Source organism: Pullulanibacillus camelliae (genome assembly GCF_014642655.1).
Lineage (GTDB): Bacteria > Bacillota > Bacilli > Bacillales > Sporolactobacillaceae > Pullulanibacillus > Pullulanibacillus camelliae.
On sequence record NZ_BMIR01000011.1, the window covers coordinates 1 to 17,293 of the forward strand.

Below are 17,293 nucleotides of genomic sequence, written 5' to 3' on the forward strand. Positions count from 1 at the left end.
CTTTCATCACATCACCTACTTGATGAAGAATCGTCAACGTCGTTTTCCCTTATCGTATCAACGGTTTGCGACCATTGTAAAGATGTTTTGTCACGGATTCAGGTTAATATTATAAAGGTAGGATTATTAAAAAGATTTAGGGGGTTTATTGGTCAGTGAAAAAATATTTATTTCTATTCATTGCGGTACTCGTTCTTGGTACTGTGCTTTCGGCCTGTGGCTCGTCTAATGGCGATGACGGAAGCAAAAGCAGTGGCGGGGACAAGAAGAAAGGCTTCAAGGTTGCCATGGTTACCGATACTGGCGGTGTTAATGACAAATCCTTCAACCAATCTGCTTGGGAAGGCCTGCAAAAGTTCGGAAAAGACAATGGACTAAAATTAAATACAGACTATAAATATTTGCAATCTAATCAAGCTTCAGACTATGAACCAAACTTAAATACACTCGTACATAACAATGGTGGCTATAACCTGATCTTTGGTATTGGCTATTTGATGGAAGATGCAGTGAAGAAAGTAGCAGCTGCTAATCCCAACACGCATTTTGCCATCGTTGATGATGTCGTGAATGCAAAGAACGTGACAAGCATTACCTTTAAGGAAGAGCAAGGTTCATTCCTCGTTGGTGTAGTTGCTGGAATGATGACAAAGACGAATAAAATTGGCTTTGTCGGTGGCGAAAAATCGGCACTGATTAAGAAATTCGAAAATGGCTTCAAAGCAGGTGTGAAATCTGTTAATCCAAAAGCAGATGTCCTTGTTCAATATGCTGGAAGCTTTTCGGCAGCTGATAAAGGACAAGCGATTGCCAACAGCCAATATGGTCAAGGCGCAGATATCATTTATCATGCAGCCGGAGCAACGGGGAATGGTGTCTTCAATGAAGCGCAAAACCGTAAGAAAAAAGGAGATAACGTATGGGTCATCGGTGTTGACCGCGATCAATACGATGCGGGAATGCCCGAGGATGTCACCCTTACGTCGATGGTAAAACGCGTGGACAATGCTGTTGAACAGCTTTCAAAAGATGCGATGAACGGTAATTACCATGGTGGAGAAAATCTTCAATATGGCTTAAAGGATAATGGTGTGGGGCTATCAGAGCACCACGATCACATTCCTGATAATGTCATGAAAAAAGTGGATGATTACAAAAAGAAAATCATCAATGGAGATATTAAACCACCTCAAACAGATGCTGAATATAAAGACTTCCTTGCTTCTTTAAAATAATTGAACAATCATGCGGACAAAGGTATCTTTTTATGGCCTTTGTCCGTTGTTTCATAAACGTTTGGAGTGAAAAACGTGACTTATGTAATAGAAATGAGAAACATTCGCAAAGAGTTTCCAGGAATTGTTGCCAATGATGATATTACATTACAGGTCCAACCTGGGGAAATTCACGCCTTACTTGGAGAGAATGGGGCGGGCAAGTCAACGCTAATGAATGTGTTATTTGGTCTTTATCAGCCGGAGCAGGGTGAGATTTATGTAAAGGGACAAAAGGTGAAGATTACAAGTCCAAATATTGCAGGAGATCTTGGAATTGGCATGGTTCACCAACACTTTATGCTCATCGATACGTTTACGGTCACGGAGAATATCATTTTAGGTAGTGAGCCGACAAAAGCAGGGAAAATTGATATCAAAGTCGCTGAGGAGCAAGTACGGAAGCTTTCCAATCAATATGGTTTGAATGTTGATCCGCATGCCAAAGTTCGGGACATTTCTGTTGGCATGCAGCAGCGTGTGGAAATTCTCAAGACGCTTTATCGAGGCGCGGAAATTCTTATCTTTGACGAGCCTACGGCGGTCTTGACACCACATGAAATTCGCGAATTGATGAAGATCATGAAGCTGCTTGTAAGCGAGGGCAAATCCATCATTTTAATCACGCATAAGTTAAAGGAGATTAAAGAGGTTGCCGATAAATGTACGGTTATTCGTCGAGGAAAGGGGATAGGTACCGTTGATGTGGCGGATGCTGAGCCCAGTCAGCTGGCAAGCATGATGGTTGGACGAGATATCAAATTCCAAGTCAATCAAGAACCCTATCATCCTGGAGCAAACGTATTAGAAATAAAAGATTTAACCGTTCTTGACTCCCGAAAGGTTGCGGCAGTCAATTCACTGAGTCTCACTGTAAAAAGTGGAGAAATTTTAGGTGTAGCGGGTGTGGATGGCAATGGTCAATCAGAGCTCATTGAAGCCATCACAGGCTTGCGCAAGGCAGCAAGCGGCCAAATTTTATTAAATGGCAAAGAGATTACCCAGCACCGTCCAAGAAAAATTACCGAAGCGGGCATTGCTCATATTCCGGAAGATCGTCACAAGCACGGACTTGTTTTGGATTTTTCGATTGGCCATAACATGGTGCTTGAGACATATTACCAACGCCCTTATTCCAAAGCAGGGATTCTCCATTTTGATAAAATCCGCAAACAAGCGGAAAAATTGATTAAAGAATTTGATGTGCGGACTCCCAGTGTAGATACACCTGCACGCGCGCTTTCGGGAGGCAATCAACAAAAGGCGATCATTGCCAGGGAAATTGATCGTGATCCAGATTTATTAATTGCAGCTCAACCCACAAGGGGACTGGATGTAGGGGCGATAGAATTCATTCATCGACGCTTATTGGAACAACGAAAAAATGGAAAAGCAGTACTTTTAATCTCACTTGAACTCGATGAGATCTTAAATTTAAGTGATCGTATCGCTGTGATCTATGAAGGGAAAATTATTGACATTGTTGAACCAAGCAAAGTAACCGAGGATGAATTGGGGTTATTAATGGCTGGTCATCACTTGAAAGGAGCACATGAAAATGAACACTAAGCGACTTTCTGGTGCAATGGTTCCTGTGATTTCTGTCTTATTAGGGCTGATTGCCGGCGCCATTATCATGCTGATTAGTGGCTACAATCCGCTTCAAGCGTATGGAGATATCTTTCAGATGGTTTTTCTGACCCCCTATTATTCTGGAGAAACGGTCGTAACCATCATCCCACTGATCTTGTCAGGACTTTCAGTTGCCTTCGCTTTTCGTGCAGGACTATTTAATATCGGTGTTGAGGGGCAACTATTAGTGGGCTGGCTAGCATCGGTTGCGACAGCTTTACTGCTCCCAGCAGGGCTGCCAAAAGTCATCATGATTCCAGCGTGTATCATCGCGGCGATCATCGGCGGTGGAATCTGGGGCTTCATACCGGGATTACTCAAGGCACGCTTTAAAGTACATGAAGTGATTACGACGATCATGATGAACTATATTGCTTTACACACAACGAATGCCATTATTCGCAAATACTTTTATGCTGAAGGAGAACGAACGCCAAATATTCCTGATTCTGCGTCTCTTTCTTCGCAGTTTCTTTATAACTTGACAGCAGGTTCACGGATGCACTGGGGAATTATTGTTGCGCTCATAGGGGCGGTCGTGATGTGGTTCATTTTATGGCGGACGTCGAAAGGCTACGAGCTGCGGGCAGTCGGCTTTAACCCTGACGCTTCCCTCTATGCAGGAATGAATGTGAATCGCAATATGGTATTGTCTTTCTTTATTTCCGGTGCTTTTGCCGGAGTAGCTGGTGCGATGCTTGGATTAGGGACATATCATTATATGACCATTAACCAAGACTTCACGGGCATTGGTTTTGATGGTATTGCTGTTGCTTTGCTTGGTCTTAACTCCTCATTCGGTGTTATTTTAGGCTCTATTTTATTTGCCGCTCTTGAAACAGGTGAAATCGGCATGCAATCTTTAGGGATTCCAAATGACCTTGTCCAAGTCATTATTGCTTTAATCATTTTCTTCGTGGCTTCTAATTATATTATTCGTTGGACACGCGACAGACTGAAAAAGAAAGGAGGAGGCGCCAAATGACTATAATGGAAATTCTTGAAATTGTCATTCCGAGTGCCATTCTTTCTGCGACTCCGCTGATTCTCACAGCTCTTGGAGGTGTATTCAGCGAACGCTCAGGTGTTGTTAACATTGGGTTGGAAGGTCTCATGATCATTGGTGCCTTTATCGGTGCGGTCTTCACCATCTTGTTTGAGCATATAGGTTTGGGAGCTGCCTCTCCATGGCTGGCCCTCCTCGTTGCTGCCATTATCGGCGCTGCTTTTTCATTACTTCATGCAGTGGCGAGCATTACCTTCCGAGCGGATCAGGTGGTCAGCGGTGTGGCTATCAACTTCTTAGCCTTGGGGATCACCGTGTTCCTCGTGAAAAAGCTCTTTGCTGGAAGTGGGCAAACGCCTTATATCGATCACCGCATAAATAAAATTGATGTGCCATTGCTGCACGATATACCGATTATTGGCCCGTTATTCTTTTCGAATATTGCCTATACGTCTTATATCGCCATCATTCTTGCCTTTGTGGTCTGGTATGTGCTATTTAAAACCTCCTTTGGTTTGCGTTTGCGCTCTGTAGGGGAGCATCCAGCTGCAGCGGATACGCTGGGAATCAACGTCTCACGCATGCGTTATCTCGGGGTAGCATTAAGTGGTGCTTTGGGCGGCTTAGGTGGTGCTGTCTATGTTGTCACAATTGCGACAAACTTTGGAGCGACGACGATCTCGGGGGAAGGGTACCTTGCTCTTGCCGCGATGATCTTTGGTAAATGGAACCCATTAGGGGCAATGGGAGCGGCTTTATTCTTTGGCTTCGCCCAATCTTTAAGCATTATCGGCGAATCGATCCCATTCCTGAAGAGCATCCCAGATGTCTATCTTCTGATTGCTCCGTATGTCCTTACCATTCTTGCTCTGGCAGGTTTTGTAGGGCGTGCCGATGCACCAAAGGCCAGTGGTGTGCCATATATTAAAGGCCAACGATAAAACTTAAAGCTCTTGGCGAGTGAAGTCTAAAGGGTTTAGTTTTTGAAAAGAAAGAAAGTATAAAATTTCTGATCATGAGGACGGTGCGGATTTCCGCTCCCATCCACGTGGTGATCAGGCACTGAAGCCTCTTTCATATATCATGATGCTCTGTACCAAGCCAAGGACCGGGCATGCTTTTCACCCGGTTTTCCTTAAGAGGATTAGCACTGTTGACAACAAGTAAAGAGCTGGGATGGAAGTATTCAGCTCATAGGGAAGTCGAACGCATTCATAATTTGGAAGGGATGCGTTCGACTTTTTGAGTGAATCATGAAGCACTCCGCCAAACGACTTCGTTTCCCGCAGGAGTCCCCGTATTTTGACTGCGCTTCCGTTTTCCTAGTCTCCTTTAAAAATCTTATCGTGTTCCCACCATAAGGCTATGAATTGTGATCGCTCGCGTGATTTGAGATAAAATACTTCTTTTCAATCTTTTCAAGGCAATAAATGATCAATAAAATCGACCAGGCACCAACTTTAATACGAATGCTGACAGTCCAGATGGTCGTTAAATAGAGCAATAAGAGTAAGCAAACGATGTAAACCATCTTTGTTTTGCTAGATTTTGATTTGTGTGTTCTCTCCATTGTTAATAATCTCATTATGAAAAATACAATGAAGTAAATAAGAGCACTTACTTTATCGCTAAATACAAGGTAGATGAAACAGGCAGTGCTAAATATAAAAATGTAAAGATAAAATTCCTCAGAAAAGCTCTTCTGTTCCGCTCCTTTGCCTTTAGATTAAACGCCTCATCGTTTTTTTTCAATCGTTCTTTTAACGAACAAGTATATGATGTTATAAGATTGAAATCAAGGCAAGAATAAATACCGAGAAATTACTGAGCGCTACTTCCCCATAGCTATAAAAAACCCTTTCTTATGATTTTTGATTGTTTCTTATTATACTAAAGGACACCATTTTTTAAATATTCTTTCTCCGTTTTGACATAAAATTCCCATTTATTTTCGATTAATGATGCAGGAGATAAAAAACACCACTTAAGGATTCCGCATGGGAAGCTCTTGAGTGATGTTTTAAGCGTGAAAAAATTATCTATTGATGAAGTTGATTAATTGCTGTAATTTCTGATTGGTGAGTTCACCTGAGTTATCAAAGCGGAGAATGGATGCATTAGGAATGTTCCATGTAACGTTATATGTCTTCTTTTCACTTTTATAAGTGTCCCAGTGCTTTAACTTCCATTGGTCGCGATCATAACCGCGCTCGCGAATGCGGTCTTTTTCAACGTCAGCGTTTTGCACCTCAACGATAATGACTTTGACATCCACATCTGAAAGTGTAAAGCCGTTCGCTTTTAAAATTTCTTCGATCCAAGTAGGGGTAGCAAGCTCTCTTGTAAATGGTCCAATTAGGGCGACATCTTGATGCGCTTTAATATTTTCCATTGCTACGTCCATTAGCGCTTGATAGGGTAGATTTCTCAGATGCTGTTTATAGAAAGCAGAATCCCTGTCATCAGGATCCTGTCCATTCATTTCTAACATTTTATTAACAAAAGGGGTACCAATGGTGTCCATATCGAGGTAAGCCCATGAAAAGGTTTCGGATAAGCGTTGTGAAAGATAGGATTTACCAGTCCCCGCAGTACCAACAAAAAATACTAATTTCAAAGTTATTGCCTCATTTCTATAATTTTATATAGCCTTTATACCCGCACTTGTCTTTACTAAAAATCTATTCATATGATAGCATTCACAGTCCAAAAAGAAAATACGCGCAACGCTCCATAAAAAGCCTATTCCGCTTCCTTAAGGGAGCGGAATAGGGGCATCCTTCGCACTTGGCAGACGTATAGCTTAGGATTTACTAATGGGCAGGTTTTCTGCGTTCTTTTTATGAAAGATTTTATCCTCAATCTGTTTTAACCATCTCGTGCGAGAAAGGGTGAACAGAACGAGGGAGACCCAAATTAAGATAAAGGACAGCAGATGCTCTGAGTCAAAGGGTTCATGATACAAAAGCGTTCCAAGGATAAGCATGAGTGTTGGCGCGATGTATTGGAAGAAACCGATCATAGCCAAAGAAATCCGATTGGCTCCTGCCGCAAATAAAAGCAAGGGAATGGCTGTAATCACACCTGCCCCCATCAGTAAAAGTGCTAACCCAGGTTTAGCTGTGCTGAATGAGCTGCTGGCATTGCTATCAAAGAAGAGAATATAAATGAGTGCAACGGGTGTGATGATTAATGTTTCAATGGTCAGTCCGGTCATGGCCGCTAAGTGAACGGTTTTCTTAAGTAGGCCGTATAGTCCAAAGCTTACGGCTAAGGTGAGTGAAATCCAAGGGAAAACGCCGGCTTGAAAGGTCATGATTAAGACGCCAATAAGTGCGAGAAGAACTGAAATGATTTGCCACATGGATAATTTCTCTTTTAGGAAAAAGACGCCGAGTAACACACTGATTAAAGGATTGATGTAATAACCAAGACTGGCTTGGATGACGTGATCGTTATCTACAGCCCAAATAAAGGTGTACCAGTTAACGGTAATGACAACTGAAGCGCTGGCAATAATAAGCAATCTTTTAAAATCAGTGAAAATGGCGCGAAAATCCTCACGTAGTTTTTTGGTGCTTTTTGTAAACAGGATGACAAGAATCATAAAAACAAATGACCAAATAATTCGGTGGGCCAACACCTCTTCAGATGATGCACCATGAATAAGCTTCCAATAAATTGGCATGATTCCCCAAAGAACATAGGCACCGACGGCCGCCAGTCCCCCGATGACTTGATCATTTTGCTCTGAAGTCTTCACTCTATCGCCTCATTTCATTGATATATAGTGCAAAGTGATCCTCTTCTCGAATACATCAATTTTAGTGACTTCACTGTCTGGTTTCAAGTAGTAGGCTCAAACTTATGAGTTTAATTACCGATTTTTGTAATAAACTTTCTGTTTTAAGGTTTACAGAGGCAGTGGGGAATAGATAAGTTTACTATTATAAAATTTTATATAGAATGGTATTTTGAAACATTCTGTTTATGTTAGAATGGCAGTAAAAGGAAAGTGGAGGTGGCGGTTATCGATATGAAAAATGCCCCCGTGCTTGTAGTTGAGGATCTTTATAAGAGCTATGATGGGATGTACGTTCTCAATGGGGTCAACTTAAAGGTGTCTAGTGGAGAAATTATTGGCTATATTGGTCCAAATGGGGCGGGGAAAAGTACAACAGTCAAAGTAATGCTAGGGCTTACTGAAGACTACACCGGCAGGATTACCATCTTTAATCAGGACATAGCTAGTGGCGATGTGGCATACAAGCGCAGGATCGGCTATGTGCCGGAAACGGCAGAACTGTATGATAGTCTTACAGCCTTTGAATATTTGCGTTTTGTTGGCCAATTATATGGGCTGCAGGAAGACCCAGTCACGAGCAAGGCTAAAAAGCTTTTGGAACTCTTCGGCTTGGATGAGGATGTGCTCCATTCGCGAATCTCCTCCTATTCAAAGGGGATGCGCCAAAAAGTGCTGATTGTTTCCAGTCTGTTGCATAATCCTGACCTATTGTTTTTTGATGAGCCGATCAGTGGTTTAGATGCTAACAGTGTTATGATCTTTAAGGAGATTTTGTCGGCTTTGGCTTCACAAGGTAAAACGATTTTTTACTCCTCGCATATTATGGATGTCGTTGAGAAAATCAGTCACCGAATCATTCTATTAAATGAAGGAAGGATCGTTGCTGATGGCAGTTTTGAAGCGCTGCAGGCAAAGGGGCAGCAAGGAAGCCTTGAGGAAATCTTTAATCAGCTGACAGGCTTTGACCGCCATCGCGATATTGCTCAGGATTTTGTAGCGGTCGTCCAAGAGGTGTAGGGGATGAAGGCGTTTAAAATTTTAAAGCTAATGGATCACGGCCGAGGCTTTTTCGAAAAACGCCATGTGAATTACCCTGCGCTGCGAGCGATATTACAAACAAAGCTACTCATGGATCAGCGCCGAGTCCCGACGATTATGAGTGGGTCGGGAAGGAAAAAGCATGGACAGAGGGAGAGAAACCATTTTCTCAGTTCGCTTTGGTTTTACGCATTGATTGGCTTGGTTTTGGTCCCCTTCATGATTATGGGGGGAAATTATACTTTTCAAATGAGCCTTGCTTACGCCATCATCATGTTTATCATTATGACTTCAATGGTTTCGGACTTTTCTTCTGTGTTGATGGATATCAGGGATCGCAATATTTTGGCTTCAAAGCCGGTTGATACGCGAACAATCAATATGGCAAAGACATTACATATTTTAATTTATATGACCCTTCTCACAGGAGCAACTACTGGAATTCCGTTAGTCGTCGGCTTATTGCGGCATGGGGTTATATTTTTTCTTATTGCACTCATAGAGGTTTTGTTGAGTGATATTCTGATCATTTTCCTTACAGCTCTGCTCTACTTTTGTATTCTTCGTTATTTCGATGGGGAAAAGCTTAAAGATGTGATCAATTACGTACAGATTGGTCTTATTATTGCAATCATGATAGGGTACCAGTTTGTTGTGCGGTCCTTTGACCTTGTTAGTCTGAATGTGACCTTCCATTTGAAATGGTGGGATGTCTTTATTCCACCTATTTGGTTCAGTGCACCCTTTGAGTTGGTGCTTCACGATAGGGTGAATGGCTATCTGATCCTTTTTTCATTCATGACACTGCTTGTGCCGCTTCTAGCGCTTGCGTTTTACATGAAGTTGATGCCTACCTTTGAAAGGAATTTGCAAAAGCTCGTCAACAGAGGGGGCAAACAGAAAAGTCAACGACGATTTTCTTTAGAAAGTCATAAGGTGCTTTGTCGCTCAAAAATAGAACAGGCCGTTTTCCAATTTTCATGTCTAATGATGAAAAAGGAAAGGGAATTTAAGTTGAAGGTTTATCCATCACTGGGTTTTTCCATTGTCTTGCCGTTTATTTTTATCTTTAATGCTTTGCATGACGGGTCTTTGGCTGATCTTTCGACTTCTAAGTGGTATCTGTCCTTTTATTTCTCACTGGTGATTATCCCTAGTGTGGTGGTGATGCTGAAGTATTCTGGCAATTATAAGGGGGCTTGGATTTACAAGGCGCTGCCGATTGAAGAGCATGGAGACATTTATAAAGGGGCGATAAAGGCCTTTGTTTACAAGCTATTTGTCCCCTTATTTCTCATACTGGCTGTCGTGTTTATTGTCTTGTTTGGCTTTCGGATTGTTCCAGACCTCATCATTACTTTTTTGAATGCCTTGTTATATGTCTATATCTGCTTTCTAATGACTGGAAAGGTCATTCCATTTTCGCGTCCGTTTGAAAATATACAGCAAAGCGATGGCATTAAAATTTTCTTTCTTATATTTATTATCTTAGGTTTTGTGGGGCTTCATTGGCTCTGTACGATTTTCTCTTTTGTTCTATATGGGTATTTACTTGTTTTATTAGCAGTCAATGTTATTGTTTGGAGGAAAGGCTTTTTGCTAGCTGCTCGTTCCTTCAAAGGCTGACCGGTTGCATGAGTCTGAGCCGATAATCATAATCATAGAAACCATTAGTCGGACACTTGCAGTCTTGCTTTTTAAAAGGGCATGCCTCTTCTTTTATGGGGAGTCATGCTCTTTCCTTTATGTCGTAATTTCAGACGTCCGTATTTTATCATCAGAATGAATAAATAAAAGTTTAGGCTTTGCCTTTGCTATCTGAGGATTATGAATGGGTGGCGTGCTTGAACATAATGAAGCGCGCTACAGCAAGTCTTCTTTAGTTTTCACGAAATGTTTAGACTTTTTTTACGAAATGACTTGCTTCTCTGCACTGAAAGAGTAATAATGAGTAATTATTATGAGTGAGCTACAAGAGGAGATAGGCCAAATAAAACGCTCTGTGAGTGTTGGGAGCGTACGTACCTACAAAGGCGTATCTATTTTTATCTTATTTTTACTGAATTTTTCAATATACAGGAGTTGTGGTAATGAAGGTTGTAAAGTTTGGTGGATCATCTTTGGCTTCAGGAGAGCAGATTCAAAAAGTGTTGCATATCGTAATGGCTGATCCGAGGCGGAGGATTGTTGTTGTTTCTGCTCCGGGAAAGCGTGCACCTGATGATGAGAAGGTGACAGATCTATTGATTCAGTGTGCAGAGTCCCAGCTCAAAGGGGAGCATTCGACGGATAAGGTGGATAGCATCCTTCAGCGCTATGCCAGCATTGCTGATGAGCTAGGCTTATCTGACAAGGTTATAGTGCGTATTCGCAGGGATCTGAATGCTGTACTTGAAGGGGATAGAAGTGAACCGCTGCAATATATTGATGCCGTTAAAGCCTGTGGGGAGGACAACCATGCGAAGCTGATTGCAGCTTATTTTGAAGCTCAAGGTGTGCCTGCTCAATATGTGAACCCTCATGAGGCTGGGCTGTTTGTCACGAGCGAAGCGGGCAATGCACAGGTTTTAGAAGAATCCTATGACCATTTATATCAATTAAGGGAGCGGCAAGGTGTCCTAATTTTTCCTGGATTTTTCGGCTACAGTAAGGCAGGAAGGGTCTATACCTTTTCAAGAAGTGGTTCGGATATCACAGGCTCGGTCCTCTCTCATGCGGTTAAAGCAGAATTATATGAGAATTTTACTGATGTGGATGCCGTTTTTTCCGTTAATCCCCACATTGTCTCACATCCGAAGGAAATCACAGTATTGACCTATAGAGAGATGCGTGAGCTTTCTTATGCTGGGTTTTCCGTTTTTCATGATGAGGCTTTGATTCCTGCCTTTCGTGCCGGTATCCCCGTCAATATAAAAAATACCAATAATCCGAATGCGCCAGGAACAAAAATCGTCAGTCACCGTGAACTCACCAATGGCCCTGTCGTTGGTATAGCCAGTGATGAGGGTTTTTGTAGCATTTATATGAGCAAGTATCTGATGAACAGAGAGGTTGGCTTTGGTAGAAAGGTCCTCAATATTTTAGAGGACTTCGGCATCACCTATGAACACATTCCCTCAGGAATTGATGATATGAGCATTATATTAAGACAAAATCAATTGGAGCCATTAATTGAAACGGGTATTTTAACACGTATTAAAGAGGAGTTAGCTGTTGATGAAATAGCAATTGAATATAATCTTGCCCTCTTGATGGTGGTTGGAGAAGGGATGCGGCGTAATGTAGGGACAACAGCAAGAGCAGCTAGGGCCCTTGCTGAGGCTGGGGTAAATATAGAAATGATCAACCAGGGCTCTTCTGAGGTCAGCATGATGTTTGGGGTAAAAGAAACAGAGGAAGCCCGCGCAGTTCAGGCGTTGTACGATGAATTCTTCGCCTCCGCCTCTGTCCATGAAAAGGCTTAAAGGTCGCTTTACGTAAGAGGGTGGGACAAAGCTAAAAGAGATCACCTTAATATCGAACGCTAAGATTTTAAAAGGAGTCAGGGAAACCAGAAGTGTAGTCAAAAGACGGAGACTTCCCCGCGGAAAGCGAAGTGTTTTAACAGAGCGCTTCATAACTCATTCAAAAAGTCGAACGCATTCACATTCTATGCGGTCGACTTCTTTATGAGCTGAACGCTTCTATCCCAGCTCCTTATTTTTTCGAATATATAAGAAAGGGATAAAATTTTGGAGTAGTTTTATACATTTTTATCATTTAAAAAGACCGAGGGTGCTTAGGAAGACTAGGATAATCGTGATGGGCACGAGCCATTTCATCAGGAAGTGCCAGCAGGTATACCAGCCCTGACCTAGTCTGCCGCCTTCTAAGAATTGTTGTTTAACCAGCTGTTTATCCATCTTATGCGCGATAAAAATAGCGATCAAAAAGCAACCGACAGGCAATAGGATATTGCTGACAAGAAAATCAGTCGCATCAAAGGCTGTTTTGCCAAAAATGTGGATATGCTTGAGCGTACTCTGTGAGAGTGCTGCCGGAATCCCTGCGACGAACATGATGATACTGGCCAAAATAGTGACTGTGACTCTTGAGCGCTTACCTGATCGCGTAAATGCTGAAACAATGACCTCTAATAGGCTAAATGACGATGTGAGAGTGGCAAAAAGAAACAAGAGCAAGAACAAGCATAAGAAAACCTCTCCAAATGGCATTTGTGCAAACACGGTTGGCAAGACAATGAATAACAGACCTGGGCCCTGTGTTGGTTCAAGACCGAAGGCAAATACGGCTGGGAAGATAGCGAAGCCAGCTAATAAAGAAACGATAATGTTCATGAGGCTCACGCTTGCAGCAGAAGAAGGCAGATTTACCTTTTTGCCTAGGTAGGAGCTATAGGTTACCATACATGAAAAGCCAACGGCTAGGGAGAAAAAGGATTGTCCAAGTGCATAGAGCACGCCCTGACCAGTGATCTTAGAGAAGTCTGGCTGTAAGAAGAAGCGCAAGCCCTCCATAGCATTGTTCAGTGTCAGTGAACGAATCACAAGGACGAGAAAAAAGAGAAATAATAATGGCATAAGAAATTTATTCGTTTTTTCGATCCCCTTTTGAATGCCAAAAGCGACCACGATTAAATTAATGAGTAAGAAGATGGCCATCCCTATAAAGGTGATCCCAGGACTAGATGTAATGTGTGTGAACACTTCTCCGTAATTTTGCTGGGGTTTGATCAGCATCCCAGGGATAGAAAGGATGCAATAGATGGTGACCCAGCCGCCGACTACACTATAAAAGGATAATAATAAAAAGCAGCCCACGACACCGAGGCGCCCAATACCTGTCCATAAACTCTTTGGCGCCAGCTTCTGATAGGCACGAATGGCTTCCTCCCCCGAGCCTCTTCCAATAATGAATTCGGAAATCAAAAGGGGCAGTCCAATAAGGAGAGTAAAGATAATAAAAAGAAGGAAAAAGGCTCCGCCCCCGCTTATCCCTGTTTCATAAGGAAATTTCCAGATGGCCCCTAGTCCAATTGCCGCTCCAGCCGAAGCTAAGATAAATCCAATTTTTGATGTCCATTGTTCTTTTGGTTCCATTGGCTACTTCCTCTCTTTTATGATATAAAATGGCATTTTTAGAACCGTAAAAAAGATAACAATACCTTTTACTCTATGATAATGTGCTAAAGAATGCAATCCGCCTTCTTATTGACAGAAAATTTTGCAGCTGTTAATATATCGATATACGATATAACGATAGTCGATATAGATGCCTGATTGAGGTGTTGGAATGGCAAAGTATAAAAAGATCGAGAGTTTTTTACCGCTGACGCATACAACGTATTACATTTTATTAGCGCTGATTTCACCAGCTCATGGCTATGGCATTATGCAAGAGGTCAAAGCAATCACGCATGGAGAAATAGCGCTCGGCCCAGGAACTTTATACGGCGCGCTCAGTAAGCTGACAAAACAAGGCTTGATTACTAAACTTGAAGAATTTGCGACCAATCGTCGCAAGTATTACACATTGACTCCCCTAGGTAGGCAGGTTGTAAAAGCTGAATATGAGCGTATTAAAAGCCTTGTAGAAAATAGCAGTGAGCTCATTCAGGGGTTAGAAGGAGAGGATGAATGATGTCACAGGCAAAGAAGGTTCTGAAAATGTTCCCGGTTTGGCAGATGGAGGAAGAGGAGCAATGGTTAAGCCGAATGGCCCAGCAGGGGTGGCAATTAACGGGATGCCTGCCAGTTATTCCTGTTTATATCTTTGAAGAACAGAAATCGCACTCTGCGGTATTTAAAATTGATTTACAGCCAGAATTGCGCAAGAAGGATCGCGGAGAGTATAAACAGGTTTTTGCGGATAGTGGTTGGGAATTTATCATTAAGCGTGGTGACCGTTATTACTTTCAAGGTGAGGGCACTGAGCTAATGTCTCAGGACATTTATACGGATAAGCCATCAAAGCTGGAGCGCTATAAAAAGCAGACGACACTATTATCGATGCTTGCCTTCATTTTTTGCTTAAATGGCGTGGTTCACTTTTTGGGTGAAAAGCCCCCCTTTAACTTTATGAAGTATATCGATGGCTTAGGGCTACTCATCACACTATATGGTTTAACGAAGCTGAAGTTGAAGATGCGAGGGATTGCGAGACAGCAGAAATGAAGGAGGAAGGCAAGTGCGTAAAAAGAAAAAGTGTTTAAAGTGTTTTTAACTTGGCAGGAAGAGCAGGAAGCCGGGTGGCTCATGGAAATGGCGCGGCGAGGCTGGCATTTACGAGGCTATCATTCATTTGTCTATTCGTTTGTTCAAGGTGAACCAGAAGAGGTGGTATATAAGCTGGATTATCGCAAGGCTCTAAAAAAAGTGGAACATGAAGAATATGTGGCTCTTTTTGAGGATTCTGGCTGGACGCATGTCGATGACTATATGGGCTGGCACTATTTTAAATCAGCAGCGACGGCAAAGGTTTTACCTGAAATTTACTCAGATTCTGACTCACTCTTGCAAAAATATAAGCAGCTGCTCACGACCTTAATTTCATGTGCCCTTCCGTTATTGGCTATTTATTTCTTGATTGTTCTACAGAACGACTATGTGTTCATGCTTGTTCTTAAAATCCTTTATCCTATGATACTGGGTGTCCTGCTAATTTGTATCTTAAAAACGAGTCTTAAGCTACAGCGCATAAAGAAAAGGGAGTAGGCAATGTCTAGCGCCTAACATTGAGATGACCATATAGATCGGATAGAGTGTGAATATGCTTGGCTGCTAACGTTTCAAGTAAGCCCTTCCATAGATGGACCATCGCGTTGACGTCCCCTTTCGCCGTATGACGCTCTTGGCAAGAGATATTATAGAACTGTAAGGCGTCATCCAATGTTTTAAAGGTCTGCTTGTTCAAACTCTCCATGATCTGCCTTAGTTCTAGCGACTGTTGAGTCAATTTTAAACGCCCGTGCCCCCACAGATAATGATTTAAGAAAGAGAGATCGTGCTGAATATGGTAACCTGTGATAATGGAACCAGAGAGCAAGGAGAGGGTTTGATCCATGATCTCTGATAAAGCTGGGGCATGTTGCACATGCTCTTCTTTAATTTGGGTTAGCTCAGAAATGTGGTAGGGGATCGCCCGTTGCGGGTTAACGTAGGTGTAATAGTCATCGACCACTTTTCCATTAATGGTTTTGGCGATAGCGATAGAAATAATTTGATCACCGGCTTCTGGATGGAAGCCGGTGGTTTCTGTATCTAATATAGTGATAGGAATCTGTTTGATCTCACTTTCTAAGGTGTAGCGCTTTTGCTTGGCCTCTTTTAGGATAGAGCGTACAAAGGCTTCATTTTGAAAGGAGCCCGTTTGATTGGTGGGAACACCAGATGTTAATAGTCTGCCGATCCAAGTTCTGAAAGGATTTTCATTCATAGCTCTTGACTCCATTCCAATTCAAAACGTGTTTTTGCCAATGCCTTGCTGTTCGCATTGCTGCCTTTAATACAGCTTTATCTTGTGAAGACAACCGATTCAACCGGAGATAATTATTGTTCTCTTCCTGACCAAGAGAAGAGTGCAGCCGAAAATATAAACTAGAGGTGAATGCCTTTTTTATCTCTATAGATACCCGTTCTGAAATGAACCCCTTATTTTTTAGCATGTCGAGCCTCTCTAGTGTTGTGGTGGCTTGAATCTCATGTTGAATGGCCAAAAATTTAACGCTATTAACAATGGGGACATAGAGACTGGTTTTTATATTGATTTCCCCGCTGTGTTCCCCCCAGCGTTCTTTGTGCACCTGTCCGAAGAGGCCAAGTGGTACCTTGGGTTGTTCTAAATGCTCCTGCATCCGCTTGATCGCATGTTTGGATGCTTTGATTGCCTGATTCAATTGAGTCTGGGCGTGATAGATTAATTGTGTGCTCCCGTAGATGGGACGTAAATCAGACGCGATGTAGAGATAGCGAATATCATCAGGCTGAGAGGCTTGGATGTGCGCTTGCATAGATGCCAGCCAGTCCTTAAAAGCTTTTGACCAGCGCGGATTGGTGGCCATGACATTGCCTGGGCAATAAGGATAGCCGATGGTATGCAAGGCGTTGGTCATGCGTTTAGCCAAATCCCCGATAAAAGAACGACAATGATACGAGTCTTCACTCTCACAGCAATATAAGATCCCATTATCTTGATCCGTCCAAATCGTTTGTTCAAACCGTGCGCCACTTCCGAGCAGATAGACGCAGAAATGAGGGGGCGCTGTTCCGATCCCTGAAGCAAGAGTCTCTTGTTCAGCGATGGAGATTGCCTTTTTCATTAAAGCATCATGAATGCGGTTGACATGATCGAGCATTTGCACAATGGTTTGTTGCGAAAAATACATTTCCTGGAGTGCTGAAAAAATATGCTGATGACAGCTTCTCAAGCCTTGAAGATTCTCTGTTCTTTCGATTTGCTTAGCCAGTCGCGTAAAAGCATTGTTCACCACATTATCACCTATAAAGCGCCATTGAGCTGTCTAAGGCCCAGTGACTTAAA

At 42.4% G+C, this 17,293-nt stretch carries 16 protein-coding genes; 10 read left to right on the top strand and 6 right to left on the bottom strand.

Annotated features, from left to right (window positions below; genetic code table 11):
• Window positions 1-155: 155 nt before the first annotated feature.
• From IEW82_RS11875 to IEW82_RS11890, 4 genes are all read left to right on the top strand, one after another.
• A complete protein-coding gene (locus IEW82_RS11875; RefSeq protein ID WP_188694282.1) occupies window positions 156-1,235 on the top strand; it encodes a BMP family lipoprotein in 1,080 nt (359 codons plus the stop codon).
• 75 nt (window positions 1,236-1,310) lie between these two features.
• Entirely contained in the window at window positions 1,311-2,843 is a 1,533-nt protein-coding gene (locus tag IEW82_RS11880; RefSeq protein WP_188694285.1) for an ABC transporter ATP-binding protein, read from the top strand.
• Window positions 2,833-3,891 (top strand): ABC transporter permease, encoded by a 1,059-nt coding sequence (locus IEW82_RS11885; RefSeq protein WP_188694288.1) that lies wholly within the window; start codon window positions 2,833-2,835, stop codon window positions 3,889-3,891. The genes IEW82_RS11880 and IEW82_RS11885 overlap by 11 nt, the downstream gene beginning before the upstream one ends.
• On the top strand, window positions 3,888-4,853 hold the full coding sequence (locus tag IEW82_RS11890) for an ABC transporter permease (protein ID WP_188694291.1): 966 nt from the start codon (window positions 3,888-3,890) through the stop codon (window positions 4,851-4,853). Before IEW82_RS11885 ends, IEW82_RS11890 begins: the two co-directional genes overlap by 4 nt.
• Window positions 4,854-5,275: 422 nt before the next feature.
• Here the strand turns inward: IEW82_RS11890 and IEW82_RS11895 are convergent, their stop codons facing one another.
• The 3 genes from IEW82_RS11895 to rarD all read right to left on the bottom strand — a co-directional run bounded on the left by IEW82_RS11895 (window position 5,276) and on the right by rarD (window position 7,675).
• Window positions 5,276-5,482, bottom strand: coding sequence for a hypothetical protein (locus IEW82_RS11895; RefSeq protein WP_188694294.1), 207 nt, complete (start codon window positions 5,480-5,482; stop codon window positions 5,276-5,278).
• A 465-nt stretch (window positions 5,483-5,947) separates the two neighbouring features.
• Complete coding sequence (locus tag IEW82_RS11900; RefSeq protein ID WP_188694297.1) at window positions 5,948-6,529, bottom strand: P-loop nucleotide/nucleoside kinase family protein; 582 nt, start codon at window positions 6,527-6,529, stop codon at window positions 5,948-5,950.
• A 186-nt stretch (window positions 6,530-6,715) separates the two neighbouring features.
• Window positions 6,716-7,675 carry an EamA family transporter RarD gene (gene rarD, locus IEW82_RS11905; RefSeq protein ID WP_229672567.1) on the bottom strand — a complete coding sequence of 320 codons (960 nt, stop codon included), beginning with the start codon at window positions 7,673-7,675 and terminating at the stop codon, window positions 6,716-6,718.
• Window positions 7,676-7,948: 273 nt separating this feature from the next.
• Here rarD and IEW82_RS11910 point away from each other — a divergent pair, with 273 nt between their 5' ends.
• From IEW82_RS11910 to IEW82_RS11920, 3 genes are all read left to right on the top strand, one after another.
• Window positions 7,949-8,734 carry an ABC transporter ATP-binding protein gene (locus IEW82_RS11910; protein ID WP_188694596.1) on the top strand — a complete coding sequence of 262 codons (786 nt, stop codon included), beginning with the start codon at window positions 7,949-7,951 and terminating at the stop codon, window positions 8,732-8,734.
• Window positions 8,735-8,737: 3 nt separating this feature from the next.
• Entirely contained in the window at window positions 8,738-10,381 is a 1,644-nt protein-coding gene (locus tag IEW82_RS11915) for a hypothetical protein (protein WP_188694299.1), read from the top strand.
• A gap of 464 nt (window positions 10,382-10,845) precedes the next feature.
• A complete protein-coding gene (locus tag IEW82_RS11920; RefSeq protein WP_188694302.1) occupies window positions 10,846-12,219 on the top strand; it encodes an aspartate kinase in 1,374 nt (457 codons plus the stop codon).
• Window positions 12,220-12,510: 291 nt separating this feature from the next.
• Here the strand turns inward: IEW82_RS11920 and IEW82_RS11925 are convergent, their stop codons facing one another.
• Entirely contained in the window at window positions 12,511-13,854 is a 1,344-nt protein-coding gene (locus tag IEW82_RS11925; RefSeq protein WP_188694305.1) for a sodium-dependent transporter, read from the bottom strand.
• Window positions 13,855-14,047: 193 nt separating this feature from the next.
• On the opposite strand from IEW82_RS11925, the gene IEW82_RS11930 reads away from it, so the two are divergent.
• The 3 genes from IEW82_RS11930 to IEW82_RS11940 are packed head-to-tail and all read left to right on the top strand — an operon-like array spanning window position 14,048 to window position 15,468.
• Window positions 14,048-14,395 (top strand): PadR family transcriptional regulator, encoded by a 348-nt coding sequence (locus tag IEW82_RS11930; RefSeq protein ID WP_188694308.1) that lies wholly within the window; start codon window positions 14,048-14,050, stop codon window positions 14,393-14,395.
• Window positions 14,392-14,928, top strand: coding sequence for a DUF2812 domain-containing protein (locus IEW82_RS11935; RefSeq protein WP_188694311.1), 537 nt, complete (start codon window positions 14,392-14,394; stop codon window positions 14,926-14,928). The genes IEW82_RS11930 and IEW82_RS11935 overlap by 4 nt, the downstream gene beginning before the upstream one ends.
• Before the next feature lie 39 nt (window positions 14,929-14,967).
• The gene (locus IEW82_RS11940; RefSeq protein ID WP_188694314.1) at window positions 14,968-15,468 is read left to right on the top strand and encodes a DUF2812 domain-containing protein; all 501 of its coding nucleotides are present in this window, start codon (window positions 14,968-14,970) and stop codon (window positions 15,466-15,468) included.
• 7 nt (window positions 15,469-15,475) lie between these two features.
• Here IEW82_RS11940 and IEW82_RS11945 read toward each other — a convergent pair whose 3' ends face one another.
• Both IEW82_RS11945 and IEW82_RS11950 read right to left on the bottom strand, forming a co-directional pair.
• A complete protein-coding gene (locus IEW82_RS11945) occupies window positions 15,476-16,189 on the bottom strand; it encodes an exonuclease domain-containing protein (RefSeq protein ID WP_188694317.1) in 714 nt (237 codons plus the stop codon).
• A complete protein-coding gene (locus tag IEW82_RS11950; protein WP_188694320.1) occupies window positions 16,182-17,240 on the bottom strand; it encodes a DUF294 nucleotidyltransferase-like domain-containing protein in 1,059 nt (352 codons plus the stop codon). Before IEW82_RS11950 ends, IEW82_RS11945 begins: the two co-directional genes overlap by 8 nt.
• Window positions 17,241-17,293 lie beyond the last annotated feature (53 nt).

Bases quoted from the DNA above. Each gene is read 5' to 3' on its own strand.
- IEW82_RS11895 (WP_188694294.1), bottom strand. From the start codon at position 5,482: ATGGAGAGAACACACAAATCAAAATCTAGCAAAACAAAGATGGTTTAC.
- IEW82_RS11930 (WP_188694308.1), top strand. From the start codon at position 14,048: ATGGCAAAGTATAAAAAGATCGAGAGTTTTTTACCGCTGACGCATACA.
- IEW82_RS11925 (WP_188694305.1), bottom strand. From the start codon at position 13,854: ATGGAACCAAAAGAACAATGGACATCAAAAATTGGATTTATCTTAGCT.
- IEW82_RS11885 (WP_188694288.1), top strand. From the start codon at position 2,833: ATGAACACTAAGCGACTTTCTGGTGCAATGGTTCCTGTGATTTCTGTC.
- IEW82_RS11935 (WP_188694311.1), top strand. From the start codon at position 14,392: ATGATGTCACAGGCAAAGAAGGTTCTGAAAATGTTCCCGGTTTGGCAG.
- IEW82_RS11890 (WP_188694291.1), top strand. From the start codon at position 3,888: ATGACTATAATGGAAATTCTTGAAATTGTCATTCCGAGTGCCATTCTT.
- IEW82_RS11945 (WP_188694317.1), bottom strand. From the start codon at position 16,189: ATGAATGAAAATCCTTTCAGAACTTGGATCGGCAGACTATTAACATCT.
- IEW82_RS11915 (WP_188694299.1), top strand. From the start codon at position 8,738: ATGAAGGCGTTTAAAATTTTAAAGCTAATGGATCACGGCCGAGGCTTT.
- IEW82_RS11920 (WP_188694302.1), top strand. From the start codon at position 10,846: ATGAAGGTTGTAAAGTTTGGTGGATCATCTTTGGCTTCAGGAGAGCAG.
- IEW82_RS11910 (WP_188694596.1), top strand. From the start codon at position 7,949: ATGAAAAATGCCCCCGTGCTTGTAGTTGAGGATCTTTATAAGAGCTAT.